Raw genomic sequence first — 13129 nt, 5'->3', positions numbered from 1 at the left:
ATACCATAGCAGTCGATCCACCCCGGCGAAGGCGCCCGTCAATCGGAAAGCCGGCGGACCCAGAACAGCTCGTGGCGACGCACGGCCTTGCGGAAGAATTCGTCCTCGCCGGTGGCTGGCCAGCGGCGGCCTGCGAGGCAGCGCTGGATCAGCCGGCGCAGGCGTTTCTTGGTGGGCAGCGGCCCCTGCAGGTCATGCTGCATGGCCAGGGCCTGGGCCTTGTCACGCTGTTGCGCGGCATCCAGGCAGAGGCTCCACAGCGGGTCGGCCGGAAGCGGCTCGATGGCCGGCGGCAGCGCGATGCCCTGGCCGGCGGGGCCCATGGGCCAGCGGTCGTTGTCGTGCAGGTGGTTGGCGTAGAGCAGCAGGCTGGCGGGCTGCCAGTCGGCTTGCTGGATGGCCGCGAGCAATGCCTGGGTCGCGGCGACGTGGTCGCTGTGAGGGTCCAGCTCGGGATGGGGCGTGACCACCACCTCGGGGCGGAAATGCTCCAGCAGGCGCGCCAGGTCAGCCACCAGATTGGTCCAGCTGGGCACGCCGTCGGCGTCGCCTGGCAGCTCGATGGGGTTGTGCTGGCGCACGGTGCGGACGTCGGCATCCCTGGAAACCTTCGAGCCGAAGCCCTGGTCGGGTGCCTGGGCCATGGCCGGGAGCTGCAGGCAGTAGTAGCCGAGCTGCACACAGCGGGATTGCGGGACACCGCCCCAGAGCGGGATGGCCAGGCTGTCCCAGCTGCGCAGGCGCCCTTTGAGGCGGGCGGCATCGGCGGCATCCAGGTCGAGCCGCTGGTAGTGCTCGGCTTCGATCTCGCCCTGGGTGAGGGTGACGATGCTGGCCTCGGCGGCCTGGCTGTACAGCCCGAATGCGGCCAGTTCGGCGTCGTCGGCGTGGGGGGCGATGACCATCACCCGCTGTTGGCGGAAGTCCGGCTGGGCGAGGGCGTAAAGAGTGGCTTCGGCGGCAACCTGGCAGAAGCGCCCACGAATGACGAGGGTGCCGGCCTGCAGCGCGTCGTGCTGGCCGGTCAGGTTGAGGTAGCGCCAGCCATCGACGCCGCGCTCGAAGTCCTGGCGGTCGTCCGCCACGCAGACCGCCGGGTCCAGCCAGCGGCCCAGCCAGGACGCGCGCAGGCGCACCCGCAGGATCAGCGTGTCTGCAGCGCCTGCGCCCTCGGGCAGGTGGACACGGCCGGTGGCCAGGTCGAGCGGCCACTCGGGCGTACCAGCCGGGAAGGCGTAGCGGTAGTCATCGCTCGGGGCGTAGAAAAGGTGGTCGGCGAACCAGGCCTCATGGGCGATCCAGCCCAGCACCAGGGCCAGCGGCACTAGCCACCAGGCCACGCCGATGCCCAGTGCTACCAGCAGGACGAGGGCCACCAGCAGCGCGATGCGCTTCTGCCGGCGGTGGCGTTTCAGCAGTTGCTGCTTGCGTCCGCTCATGGGTTCACACCTGGTAGACGGGCACGCGATGACACCAGCGGTCCTTGTATTCGCGGTCGGCACGCCCGAAGGAGTAGCGCAGCGGCTTGTCCAGGGCGCGGGCCTCGGCCCAGGCGGCCTGGGTGTTGACGAAGCTGAGGACGCTGCCGGGGCTGAAAGCGCGCTCCTGAGGGTCGACGCCGCCGTTGATGTATTCGAGGCTGACCCAGCGCGGGGCCTCGACCCGGTAGAGCACCTGGATGGCCACGGGGCGGTCCTCCAGGTAGATCAGCGAGCCGGTCATGAACTCGCGCATCAGGCCGAACACCTCGGCCAGGTGCGCCTTGCCGGTGGCGTCGAAGCCCCAACGGCGGTGGAAGAGGTCGGCATAGATGGCCGCCTGCTCCGCCGGTTCCAGCTCCAGCATGGGGCGGATCACGCCGCCCGCCTCTTCCAGCAGGCGTTGCTCGCGGCGCTGGTTGTAGCGGAACTTCTTGCTGTAGTCCTCCGGCTCGCGGGCCAGGGCCAGGCCCTCGGGCTGCTCGCGCAGGCCGGTGATGCCGCCGAGGTTGAGGGCCGAGACATAGCGGGCCCGATGACGCAGGGCTACGCCGGCCTGCTCGGCGATGGGCAGGATGATTTCGGCGTTGCCCAGGTCGAACAGGCCGCGCTTGCCCTGTTGCTTGAGCACGTCCTTGGACAGCGCCAGGTGTCGGCCCCAGGTGGGCAGCGCAGCGACCAGACGGCCGCCCTGGCTCCAACCCAGGTAGCGCACGGGGATGCCGGCCAGGCCGGCCAGGCGCTCGACCACCTCGGGGTGGGTGGCGACGCTGCCGCCGAACTCATGCCAGGCACGGGCATAGGTGGCGGCGTCGATGGGCTCCCAGCCCCGCTCACGCCAGGCGCGCAGGTAGCTGAGCATCAGGCGTCCTGCTCCACCGCGTCCTTGCCGTCGTCCTCGAACTGCTTGGCGTGCAGGCGGGCGTAGTAGCCGTTGAGGGACAGCAGCTCGCGGTGGGTGCCGCGCTCGACGATGCGGCCCTGGTCCATCACCAGGATCAGGTCGGCCTTCTCGATGGTGGAGAGGCGGTGGGCGATCACCAGGGTGGTGCGGCCCTTCATCACTTCGTCCAGCGCGGCCTGGATGTGCCGCTCGGACTCGGTGTCCAGGGCGGAGGTGGCCTCGTCGAGGATCAGCAGCGGGGCGTTCTTCAGCAGGGCGCGGGCAATGGCCAGGCGCTGGCGTTGACCGCCGGACAGCAGCACGCCGTTCTCGCCCACCAGGGTGTCGTAGCCCTGGGGCATCTTCTCGATGAACTCGGCGGCGAAGGCGGCTTCGGCGGCGGCCTTGACGTCTTCCAGCGGGGCGCCGGCGAGGTCGCCGTAGGCGATGTTGTTGGTCACCGTGTCGTTGAACAGGGTGACGTGCTGGGTGACCAAGGCGATGTGCCGACGCAGGTTGCGCAGGCGGTAGTCCTCGATCTCGACGCCATCCAGCAGGACCTCGCCGTTCTCGTGGTGGTAGAAGCGCGGGATGAGGTTCGCCAGGGTCGACTTGCCGCTGCCGGAGCGCCCCACCAGGGCCACCATCTGGCCGGGTTCGGCGACGAAGGAGATGTCGTCCAGGACGGGCTTCTCGCTGCCCGGGTACTGGAAGTTCAGGTGGCGGACCTCCAGGCGGCCTTCGACGCGCTCGCGCTCGACGGTGCCGCGGTCGATCTCGGGCTCTTCGTCGAGCTGCTCGAAGATGCTCTCGGCACCGGCGACACCGCGCTGGATGGTGGAGCTGACTTCGGACAGCTGGCGGATCGGCTTGGGCAACAGGCCGGCCAGGGTGATGTAGGCCACCAGGTCACCGGCCGAGGAATCACCACGCATATAGAGGACGAGGAACATCAGCACAGCCATGGCGCTGTAGATCACCAGCTGCAGCATGGGGGTGTAGACCGCCGAGGTCTTGGTCATCTTCAGCTGGCGGTCGGTGTTGCTGGTGCTGGCGTCGAGGAAGCGGCTCGACTCGTAGGACTCGCCGCCGAAGCTGCGAACCACCCGGTAGCCCTGGATGGTCTCGGAGGCGACGTGGGTGACATCCCCCATGGCGACCTGGATCTTCTTGCTCTGCTTGCGGAACTTGCGGCTGGCGCTGCTCACCATGAAGGCGATCAACGGCAGGATGGCCACCATCACGAGCGTCAGCTGCCAGTTCATCCAGAGCAGGGAGGCGAACAGGAAGACCACCGTCATGCCTTCGCGGATCACCACCTTGATGGCGTCGGTAGCGGCGCCGGTCACCATGGTGACGTTGAAGGTGATGCGGGAGATGAGGTGCCCCGAGTTGTGGTTGTCGAAGTAGCGGTTCGGCAACACCAGCAGGTTGTTGAACAGTGCCAGGCGCAGGTCATGGACCAGGCCGAGCGAAACCTTGGCCAGGAAGTAGTTGCCCAGGTAAGAGCCGATCCCCTGCCAGAGCGCGATGAACACGATCAGCAGCGGCACGGCCTGCAGCAGTTGCAGGCGCGCCAGCCAGGGGTGGTCCTGCACGAAGGGCACGCCAGCGAAGAAGCTGGCCTCGGGGTTGTTCAGCCCGTCGACGAAGTACTTCAGCACATAGCCGAACATGGGCTGGGTCGAGGCGAAGATCAGGAACCCGACGATGCTGATGAGGAAGAGGCCGATGTAGGGCTTTACGTAGGAGAGCAGCCGGAAATAGATCTTCAGGCTCGAGGTCGATCGCGAGTCTGCAGAGTTGTCGGTCATGGAAGTGCGCCATGGGCAGAGCGGGCGCATATGCTATCACAGCCCCTCGGCCCCGCCAGACACGCGAAATATCCGGCTGTATCCCGTAGAATCGCGCCTCGATTCGACATCAGGGATGCGGGTTCAATGTCTCTCGCTTCACGCGCCTGGCAGCGCAATGCGTTCAACTTCATCAGCGACTGGGTACTACCAGCCGGTCTGTTCTGCCTGCTGACCGGTCTTGCCTGGTTGGGTGAGCGCAACCAGTACCACAAGCTCTTCTACGCGCTCATGGCCGCCCCTGCGCTTATTGCCTTCCTGTTGCAGCCTGCCCAGGCGCTGCGTGTGCTTCGGACTCCCGTCACGCTTGCCTTCATAGCATTCTCCGCCTGGGCATTGCTCAGCATCGCCTGGTCGGACACAGATGAGTCAGTGAATACCCTCTTAAAGAGGCCGCTGTACATAATCATGCTGTTTGTCGCCTGCGCCTTGATGGCGCGGAACAACTGTTCTCGGCTCCTCGCTGCTATTTATCTAGCAGCCCTAGTGATGATCCCAATTACGGGCTATTCGCTGTTCGACTTCGCTCATAACTATTCCGAAGGGGCCCGCCTGATCGGGAGTGGTGCACTGGATAACCCCCTACTCAGCTCGCACCTGTTTGGCTTCTTCTGCATCCTATGGCTCGGCTGGGCAATGACCGCCTCCCCCAAAAACAGCCTTTTTGCACTTCCCGCACTAGCTCTTTTGTTCATAGCTCTGCTCGCAACAGGCTCTCGAACGCCGCTGGTTGCCACCGCACTTGCCTGTATGTGGATGGTGGCGTGTTGCTGGGACAAGCGCGCATTGCTGCTCTCAGCCATCAGCGTAGGCATCGTTTCTTGCCTGCTGTTGCTTTACCCGGAAAGCCTTTTGAGTCGCGGCACCTCCTATCGCCTTGATATCTGGCACTTGGCACTTGAGCAAATCTGGCTTCATCCAATGATTGGACACGGATTTGACGCTTCTCATTCATTTTTCACGCCAGCGCTTGGTTACGCCTTACGCGAGCCCCACAGCTTTTTCCTGGGAGTACTCTTCTATACCGGCTTTGTGGGGGGGCTGTGCTGGCTGTTCATGCACGCCAGCGCACTTTGGATTTGCTGGCGACGCCGCAGTGACGTCTGTTTCATCATCGCAGGGGCACTGGTGCTCTACGGGCTGGGGGCAGGACTGACCGAGGGAGGGGGCATCCTGCCACGCCCCAAAGAGCACTGGCTGCTGACGTGGATCCCCTTGGCATGGGTCGCCACACTGAGCATTGGACGCCAAGAGGAGAAATCAACCTGATGCTCTTTCTTTCCAACGAGCAGCTGCAGGCGCTAAGTCACGACTCGACCGTTCTGGAGCAGGACGGGCTGGGCCCGAAGGTTCTGCGACTGAGCGACGGCAGCTTCCTCAAGCTATTTCGCAAACGCCGCATGCTATCCAGCGAAACACTGAAACCCTACGCTCAGCGTTTCGCCGACAACGCCAAGCGCCTGCAAAGACTCGGCTTCGCCACACCGGAGATCGTTGAGGTCTATCGCCTCGAAGATCCTGTCAATCGCACAGCCGTGCGCTATCGCCCCCTCCCCGGTGAAACCCTGAGACACGCCCTGGGGCAATCCGGGCCTTCGCAGCAACAGCCTTTGGTCAAGCAGTTCGGCCAACTGCTGGGCCTATTGCATGAGAAGGGCGTTTACTTCCGCTCCATTCACCTGGGCAACGTACTGCTGCTGCCAAGCTCCGAACTCGGCTTGATTGATCTTGCCGACATGAAAATTGGCCGTCGGCCACTGAGCCTGCGCCTAAGGCTACGCAACCTCAAACATATGCGCCGCTACGACAAGGACCGGTCTTGGCTGTTCGAGCAATTCAACGACGCACTGGCTGAGGGCTATGCCCAGCACGCAGGGCATTACGCCAAGGCAGTTCTGGCAAACGATCAGTCAGCATGAAGCTGCCGGTCACTGCTTCTCCAAGGGAGAGAAAAGCAGTCGACCCAATCCACGCCAGGTTTTCTTGTTCCAGGAGCGGAACGGAATCTGGCGGAGCAGTTGGCGAGCATACTGACGATCACGATTGGAGCACTTCAGGAACATCGAGCTGAGGAAGCGCGTTCTGACGAACTCATATTGGGGATGGGCGCTGAACAAGGCATAGGTGCGCAAGATACTGTCCACCATGAACGGCGTGTTCTTGGATGAGTTGCTGCCGTGTTTCCGGTACTGCGCCAATACCTCGCCAAGGCAATCGATAAAATACCCCGCATGGGTGATCTTGAGTTCAATCAGCAGGTCTTCCAAGCGTATCTGCGGATCGAACCCCCCGACGAGCTCCAGCGCTTCCTTGCGGAAAAGCAGCGTAGGCGCCGGAGGGTAAGGTTTGCGTTCCATGAATACATCATCGAAATCCAGCCGGCGGAACGCAGTGTCACGACGTTGACGTGACTCTGGAAACAGCTGGCCAGCCGAATCGATCAGCTCGATGTTCCCGGCACAGATCCCGACCTCCGGTTTGTCCTGCATGTAAGCGACTTGCTTGGCGATACGCTCGGGAACCATGATGTCGTCCGAGCCGAACGGGGCAATCAGGCTTCCCTGGGCTCGTGCCACAGCTTCGTTAAGAGTATGGGTCAACCCCTTGTTCTGCTGCACACGGAAATCAAATCCGTATTGCTGTTGCAAGCGCTGGATACGCACAACACTGTCGTCAGTGGAGCCATCGTCGATAACCAGCAGCTCAATGTTCGGATAGGTCTGCTGGACGACACTCAAGATGCACTGTTCGATGTAAGGCGCATGGTTATAGGACGCGACGATGACAGTCACCAAAGGCTGTTGCTGGGTCATTTCGCTACCTCTTCCAAAGCCGTTTCAATCAGTTCCAGATACTGCTGGCGAAAAACATCTATGTCGTGCTGCTCCTGCAGATAGCGATAAGCGTTTTCGCCTTTCTCTGCGAGTTGGACATCGCTTAGCGCGAGGTATTGGGACAATGCCTCTTTCAAGGCAGGCACATTGGCCGGCGGCACAGCCAAGCCGCCGGCCCCCTGGATCAATGGCAGCATGGCGGGTACATCGCTCGCGATAACCGGCAGACGCCCACTCATGCCCTCGAGCAGCGCTAGGCCCAATCCTTCAGCCAATGAAGGCATTGCCCAGATGTCGAACGCACGGACATAGCGCAAGGCGTTATCGCGGAATCCGAGCAAGTGAACTCGTCCCGCCAACCCCAGACGTTCGATCTCCTGTTGCAGACGATCATGCTCTCGCCCGGCGCCGATGATTGCCAGGTGGGCATCAGGAAATTGTCCCGCAACTTGCGAGAACGCCTGCACCAGATATATGTGCCCCTTTACCGGAACCAGACGCCCCAGCGCCCCCACCAAACGTGCATGCATGGGAAGCCCCAGCTTCTCACGCGCAACCTCACGAGGCAGTTGCAGCGCTTCCGCCTGGACAATATCGATGGCATTGGTGATCGCAACCGTGTTGCGCTCAGTAAAACCACAGCGACACTCCAATAGATACTGCCGCACAGCTGGAGAAACCCCGACGAAGCGCCAGGATGCGCTGACCAGCCGAGCGGTCTGGCGCCGCCTGTAAGCGCGGTCATACTCTCCAAAACCATGTGCGATACCGATGCAAAGCGGAATCTTCAACCAGCGGTTGAGCATCAGCATCATGTTCACTGGTTTGAAACGATTACAGATCACCACATCGAAGCGCTCGCTTCGGCAGTACTGGTAAAGACGCCACATGGCGCGAATTCGCATGCCTTTGAGCTGGCTGTCGGAAAAGCCGAAGTAAACCGAGCGTTCGGCTCGACTCGCAGGCTGTCCAGCAGCCGGGCGCCCCCGCAGAAAGGCGTTGACAGTTTCGAATCGCTCCGACGGCAAGGCCCGGAAAATCTGTTCCCCCAGATCTGCAAAGTCATGCGCCTTGATGTTGTAGTCAGGGTGCAACTGCAGGACCTTGATGCGGCGTCCTTTGTTCATTTCCACTCTGCGAATCCTTTTTCGTCGATCACCCAGGCGTGCGTTTCAGCAAGCGCTTGCGTCGCCTGCAAGGCGGGTTCCGACTGAGTATTCCATGCATCCCGCTTCCAAATAGCGAAATGGAAATAGGGGAATTGGCGGTCACCATCCATGTCGTTGGTCAAGCTACCGCTTTGCCAGAACCAGCGCTGAGGAAAACGGAAACTGCCATCAATCCATGGAATGCACCCATTAGGTGTACTGAACGCCTCGGTGAATTCACTGCGTCGACGCAATGGATTGAATCGACCGACCAAGTTGAAAAGCGGTTCGGGGAAGTTCTTGCGCCACAGGAATAGGCGGCTGTATGCCCCCTCGTCGAGCGCATGATGCAACTGGTCACTCAGTCGCCTCTGCCATTCCGGCATTTGCATGAAAACTTCACGCATCGCTGCGGTGTTGCGCAGCAGGCATAAATGGCCCGAAACGCGACGAGCGTGAGTGGAATAAAGGTCATAGCGCGCCAGTCGCTCGGGGGTGAAGTATTCGCGCAAGCGCCCGTAAAGAACATCAAGATCACCGAAGGCCCAAAAATCGTAGCCCCGCAGCCTGTCCTCATGGATGTAGCCGAGGGCCGGCTTGAGATCACAGAGCTTGTACGGATTTGCCGGCGCGAATGGAATGCCGAGGCGCTGAGACACCCATGCGCAGTAGCTTGCGTAGTCAATAGGCTCGATACGGACATTCGGCGGCAGATGCTCGGGCTCACCACAATCACTGAAGAGCAGCCAATCAATGTCGGAATTGAGCCGGCAGCTTTCCAGAAACAACGGCATCCAGAATGGCCAGCGCCCGAAATAGGGGATGACAAAGCAAATGCTCGGGGACACGGCCACGCTTCCAAACCTCAACTAAAAGAGAACCAATCCTCTATGGGCGCCCCATTCAACACACCAACGCGCGAGAACCAGACACACCCTGCATTCATGTGCGAAACGCCAGGCACAATTCCACTTAGATAGAGGAACAAGGCAAACCCGGGTGTGTTATCTCAACACAACTTTCTCGCCTGTTCGAGCAGATCGCCCAATCGTTGCGCCTGGGAAGCCGTAAGGAGTTTCCGCCAACTTGGCGGCAAATCCTGCTCACCCTCCTCAGATTTGAGAGCGTTCAGGCAATCAAGAGCGTAGGCAGGCGCACACGACCGGGAATATCGATCACCGGGCACTTGCAACGCAAAAAAAGCCGCACGCGCGCCCTTGCGAGCTTGTTTATCCAGCCCAATTGCAAGCAGGCGGAACATGAGCCGTTTCAGCAATGAAGGCTTGGGCCGTTGCGAAGGCAATTCGGCGGAAACAGCAACTAGACGCTCGGAAAACTCTTCCCCGTGAATCGAGAAGAACTCAGCGATCATCAGGCGCCAGAAAAGCTTGTCGCCATAGTAGTGGTTGACAATTCCCTGGGCATTCGCGGGCGCACCCAGCCTTCTTAAGTATGCGGCACACCCGACAGCGAACTGCTCGACAACATGGACATCAGGTGCCAGCGGGTAGATCTCGTCAATCAGACGGATCGCCAGATCCATACAAGCATCCGGCTCGTTTCTGAGAGCCAATACGCCAGAGTTGATCAGCGGCATATCGCCCTTGATCTGGTATTCACGCTCCAGCACTTCGGCTGCGGCGTCATGGAGACGCTCGCCCCGCCAGTCATCCCAACGCGCCTCGACTTCATCCACCAACCAATCGGCCTTTTCCAGGCGCTCGAACAATCTGCTCGCAGAGCCCACAAAAAAAGTATCGGTATCGATGAAGATACTGGCGCCTGGGAGGTTGAAAGCATCGTGCATCACTGCTGCTTTCAACCGGTGCATATAACCCTGGCTACCACGCCATTGCTTGAGCCGGTTGTCATCAAGCACTTCCAGATCGACGGGCCAGCCATGGAAATCCTCAGGCCTATCGGTGTACACGAGGATCTGAGGAAACTCTTCTCGCGGAGTCTGCCGCAGCAGTGAAAGCAGACTGTACTTCGCCTCCCACCGGTACTCCGCCTGCCCGCCGTACAGGAGATACACGAGACGACGCTGACAGGCGCTCATTCTGCCTCACTCCAGCGCGATACCATTGGTAACTCCCAGAAGCGTCTTTTCGCTGCAGAGTCAGAAAACACATGCTCAAGGCAAGCAGGTATAGCACTGCAAGGACTCTGAGCGGATTCAATGAGAACGGCAGACAACATAGATGAGTTCGGATAGTTGAATAATCGCCCAGCGCCTTGAACAACCTCGCAAGCCCCTCCGTTGTCGCTGGAAACTACGGGGACTTCCGCCGCCATCGCCTCCAGCAGCACCATGCCGAAGGGCTCCTGATCGGACGAGAGCACGAACAGGTCGAACGCACGGAAATAACGCCGCCCCTCCGGGACCTGCCCAAGGAAGCGTACCCGTGCAGTAACGCCCAATTGCTCGGCCAGCGCTTTCAGGGAAGCCTCAAGCCGTCCACTGCCCATGATGGCCAGCAGGCTGCCAGTTGGCAGTTGCGGTAACGCTTCGGCGAATCCACGGATCAGCGTGGCCTGGTCCTTGTCCGGGTGCAGGCGGCCGACATTACCGACCACCCAGGCATCCTGGGGCAGGCCCAGCGCCTCGCGCGCCTCTTCGCGAGATTTGAGCCCAGCCTGGACCGCCGCGATATCGATCCGGTTGTAGAGGGTCTCGATCCGCTCAGCAGGCCAGTCGGGCAGGCAACGGCGCATGTCGTCACGCACCGCGTTGGACACCCCCAGCAACGCCAGGCGCTTGCGGAAGAAGTTGGCGAACACCCGGCGCGACAACCGCTGGTAGTCACCGAAGGCATGGTGCACGCCGATCACAGGCAGCGATGTACCCAGCAAGGCGATGTAGATCGGCTTGAAACGGTGGGCAATGCAGAAACGGAAATCGCGAGCTGCCACGATCTTACGGATCGCACGGATCGCGCCGAGCTTGAGCCCCCTCACGTCACGACTGCTCTGGCCGAGGAAGATCACTTCATCAGAAGCCGATCCCAGCACCACGGCCTCACTCGGCTCGCCCGTGAGGTAGACGGTCGTCACCTTGTAAGGGGTGCCCTCGAACAGCACGGCGTACTGACGGGCGCAATCCAGAAAGGGCCCGTCATAGCCGTGGCAGAACTGCAGGACGCGCGGTTCAGAGCTGCTCATACCACTCGGCGCCTTCCTTGACCACGAGGATGTCTTCCATGATCAGGTACTGCAGGTCCGACCCGTAGAACATGTTCAAGGCATCGGTCGGCGAGCAGATCATCGGCTCGCCGCGACGGTTCAAGGAGGTGTTCAGCGACACGCCGTTGCCGGTCAGCTTCTCCAGCTCGAGCATCAGGTCGTACCAGCGCGGGTTATGCCGACGCTCCAGCACCTGGGCCCGAGAGGTGCCGTCCTCGTGCACCACCTCTGAGACACGCTCCTTCCACTCCTCGTTGACCTCGAAGGTGAAGGTCATGAAGGGGCTCGGGTGGTCCACCTTGAGCATCTTCGGGGCAACGGTATCGAGCATCGACGGGCAGAAGGGCCTCCAGCGCTCGCGGAACTTGATCTGTTCGTTGATGCGATCGGCAACGCCCGGAACGCTCGGGCAACCGATGATGGAACGACCGCCCAGGGCACGCGGGCCGAACTCCATGCGTCCCTGGAACCAGGCCACTGGGTTGCCGTCGACCATGATGCGGGCGATGCGCTCCGGGGTGTTCTCGATACGTTTGAACACCGGCTTGTTCGGGTGCTTGGCGCAGGCGGCGATGACCTCCTCGTTGGAGTAGGACGGGCCGAGGTAGACGTGCTCCATCTTCTCCACCGGCACGCCGCGCTTGTGGGAGACATAGGCCGCAGCGCCCACGGCGGTGCCAGCGTCGCCGGAGGCCGGCTGCACGAACAGCTCCTTCACCTCCGGGCGGGCGATGATCTTCTGGTTCAGCTTGACGTTGAGCGCGCAGCCGCCGGCGAAAGCGATCTTGCCGGTGTCACGGATGATGTCGCCCAGGTAGTAGTCCATCATCTCCAGCGCCAGCTTCTCGAACAGCGCCTGCATGCTGGCGGCGTAGTGGATGTAGGGGTCGTCGGCGATGTCGCCCTGGCGCTTCGGTCCAAGCCATTCGATCAGCTTGGGCGAGAAGTAGTAGCCCTTGCCGTTTTCCTTGTAGCGGCGGAAGCCGATAACGTTGGCGTAGTCGGTGTTGATCACCAGCTCGCCATTCTCGAACTTGGCCAGGCGGGAGAAATCGTACTTGGCGGCGTCACCATAGGGCGCCATACCCATGACCTTGAACTCACCGTCGAGCATCTCGAAGCCGAGGTACTCGGTGATCGCGCCATAGAGGCCGCCGAGGGAGTCCGGGTCGAAGAACTCCTTGATCTTGTGGATCTTGCCGTTCTCGCCCCAGCCGAAGAAGGTGGTGGCGTACTCGCCCTTGCCGTCGATCCCGAGGATCGCGGTCTTCTCCTTGAAGCCGGAGCAATGATAGGCACTGGAAGCGTGGGCCAAGTGGTGCTCCACCGGCTCGATCTTCACTTTCTTGGCGTCGAAGCCCAGTTGCTCCAGGCACCAGACGATCTTGTTGCGGTAGCGCTTGTAGCGGCGGTTGCCCATGAGGATCGCGTCCAGGGCGCGATCCGGTGCGTACCAGTAGCGCTTGGCGTATTGCCAACGGGCCTTGCCGAAGAGGCTGATGGGGGCGAAGGGGATGGCCACCACATCCACTTCGGACGGCTTGATGCCCGCCTGCTCCAGGCAGAACTTGGCCGACTCGTAGGGCATGCGATTCTTCGCGTGCTTGTCGCGCACGAAGCGTTCTTCTTCGGCGGCCGCGATCAGCTTGCCGTCGATGTAGAGCGCGGCGGAAGGATCATGGCTGAGGGCGCCGGAAAGGCCGAGGATCGTCAGTGCCACAGTGTTAAGCCTCTATCAAAGCGGCCGGGC

11 protein-coding genes are annotated in these 13129 nt (G+C 61.5%); 2 read left to right on the top strand and 9 right to left on the bottom strand.

Features of this window, described 5'->3' with window-relative positions:
* Positions 1-38 precede the first annotated feature (38 nt).
* Genes RTK35_RS04420 through msbA form a run of 3 tightly spaced genes read right to left on the bottom strand, consistent with a single transcriptional unit; the run spans position 39 to position 4175 of the window.
* Positions 39-1439, bottom strand: a complete 1401-nt coding sequence (locus RTK35_RS04420; RefSeq protein ID WP_316907479.1) for a PIG-L deacetylase family protein — start codon at positions 1437-1439, stop codon at positions 39-41.
* Between the two features lie 4 nt (positions 1440-1443).
* Positions 1444-2340 carry a GNAT family N-acetyltransferase gene (locus tag RTK35_RS04415; protein ID WP_316907478.1) on the bottom strand — a complete coding sequence of 299 codons (897 nt, stop codon included), beginning with the start codon at positions 2338-2340 and terminating at the stop codon, positions 1444-1446.
* The gene (gene msbA / locus RTK35_RS04410; RefSeq protein WP_316907477.1) at positions 2340-4175 is read right to left on the bottom strand and encodes a lipid A export permease/ATP-binding protein MsbA; all 1836 of its coding nucleotides are present in this window, start codon (positions 4173-4175) and stop codon (positions 2340-2342) included. Before msbA ends, RTK35_RS04415 begins: the two co-directional genes overlap by 1 nt.
* A 126-nt stretch (positions 4176-4301) precedes the next feature.
* On the opposite strand from msbA, the gene RTK35_RS04405 reads away from it, so the two are divergent.
* Both RTK35_RS04405 and RTK35_RS04400 read left to right on the top strand, forming a co-directional pair.
* A complete protein-coding gene (locus RTK35_RS04405; RefSeq protein WP_316907476.1) occupies positions 4302-5483 on the top strand; it encodes an O-antigen ligase family protein in 1182 nt (393 codons plus the stop codon).
* Positions 5483-6133 carry a hypothetical protein gene (locus tag RTK35_RS04400; protein ID WP_279813951.1) on the top strand — a complete coding sequence of 217 codons (651 nt, stop codon included), beginning with the start codon at positions 5483-5485 and terminating at the stop codon, positions 6131-6133. The genes RTK35_RS04405 and RTK35_RS04400 overlap by 1 nt, the downstream gene beginning before the upstream one ends.
* A 9-nt stretch (positions 6134-6142) precedes the next feature.
* Here the strand turns inward: RTK35_RS04400 and RTK35_RS04395 are convergent, their stop codons facing one another.
* From RTK35_RS04395 to RTK35_RS04370, 6 genes are all read right to left on the bottom strand, one after another.
* Positions 6143-7027, bottom strand: coding sequence for a glycosyltransferase (locus RTK35_RS04395; protein WP_316907475.1), 885 nt, complete (start codon positions 7025-7027; stop codon positions 6143-6145).
* The gene (locus RTK35_RS04390; RefSeq protein WP_316907627.1) at positions 7024-8175 is read right to left on the bottom strand and encodes a glycosyltransferase; all 1152 of its coding nucleotides are present in this window, start codon (positions 8173-8175) and stop codon (positions 7024-7026) included. Before RTK35_RS04390 ends, RTK35_RS04395 begins: the two co-directional genes overlap by 4 nt.
* Positions 8172-9044 (bottom strand): DUF6625 family protein, encoded by an 873-nt coding sequence (locus RTK35_RS04385; RefSeq protein WP_316907474.1) that lies wholly within the window; start codon positions 9042-9044, stop codon positions 8172-8174. The genes RTK35_RS04390 and RTK35_RS04385 overlap by 4 nt, the downstream gene beginning before the upstream one ends.
* A 161-nt stretch (positions 9045-9205) precedes the next feature.
* On the bottom strand, positions 9206-10255 hold the full coding sequence (locus RTK35_RS04380) for a hypothetical protein (RefSeq protein ID WP_316907473.1): 1050 nt from the start codon (positions 10253-10255) through the stop codon (positions 9206-9208).
* On the bottom strand, positions 10252-11358 hold the full coding sequence (locus RTK35_RS04375; protein ID WP_316907472.1) for a glycosyltransferase: 1107 nt from the start codon (positions 11356-11358) through the stop codon (positions 10252-10254). The genes RTK35_RS04380 and RTK35_RS04375 overlap by 4 nt, the downstream gene beginning before the upstream one ends.
* The gene (locus RTK35_RS04370) at positions 11345-13099 is read right to left on the bottom strand and encodes a carbamoyltransferase (protein ID WP_316907471.1); all 1755 of its coding nucleotides are present in this window, start codon (positions 13097-13099) and stop codon (positions 11345-11347) included. The genes RTK35_RS04375 and RTK35_RS04370 overlap by 14 nt, the downstream gene beginning before the upstream one ends.
* Between the last annotated feature and the right edge of the window lie 30 nt (positions 13100-13129).

The sequence above is a fragment of the Pseudomonas sp. zfem003 genome (assembly GCF_032621675.1).
GTDB lineage: Bacteria > Pseudomonadota > Gammaproteobacteria > Pseudomonadales > Pseudomonadaceae > Metapseudomonas > Metapseudomonas otitidis.
Note: the sequence above shows the minus strand (reverse complement) of the source record. Positions and strands in the feature narration are given on the sequence as shown.

What these genes read in the sequence shown, in the direction of transcription:
- RTK35_RS04420 (WP_316907479.1), bottom strand. Translation starts at nt 1,439, where the DNA reads ATGAGCGGACGCAAGCAGCAACTGCTGAAACGCCACCGCCGGCAGAAG.
- RTK35_RS04415 (WP_316907478.1), bottom strand. Translation starts at nt 2,340, where the DNA reads ATGCTCAGCTACCTGCGCGCCTGGCGTGAGCGGGGCTGGGAGCCCATC.
- msbA (WP_316907477.1), bottom strand. Translation starts at nt 4,175, where the DNA reads ATGACCGACAACTCTGCAGACTCGCGATCGACCTCGAGCCTGAAGATC.
- RTK35_RS04405 (WP_316907476.1), top strand. Translation starts at nt 4,302, where the DNA reads ATGTCTCTCGCTTCACGCGCCTGGCAGCGCAATGCGTTCAACTTCATC.
- RTK35_RS04400 (WP_279813951.1), top strand. Translation starts at nt 5,483, where the DNA reads ATGCTCTTTCTTTCCAACGAGCAGCTGCAGGCGCTAAGTCACGACTCG.
- RTK35_RS04395 (WP_316907475.1), bottom strand. Translation starts at nt 7,027, where the DNA reads ATGACCCAGCAACAGCCTTTGGTGACTGTCATCGTCGCGTCCTATAAC.
- RTK35_RS04390 (WP_316907627.1), bottom strand. Translation starts at nt 8,175, where the DNA reads ATGAACAAAGGACGCCGCATCAAGGTCCTGCAGTTGCACCCTGACTAC.
- RTK35_RS04380 (WP_316907473.1), bottom strand. Translation starts at nt 10,255, where the DNA reads ATGAGCGCCTGTCAGCGTCGTCTCGTGTATCTCCTGTACGGCGGGCAG.
- RTK35_RS04375 (WP_316907472.1), bottom strand. Translation starts at nt 11,358, where the DNA reads ATGAGCAGCTCTGAACCGCGCGTCCTGCAGTTCTGCCACGGCTATGAC.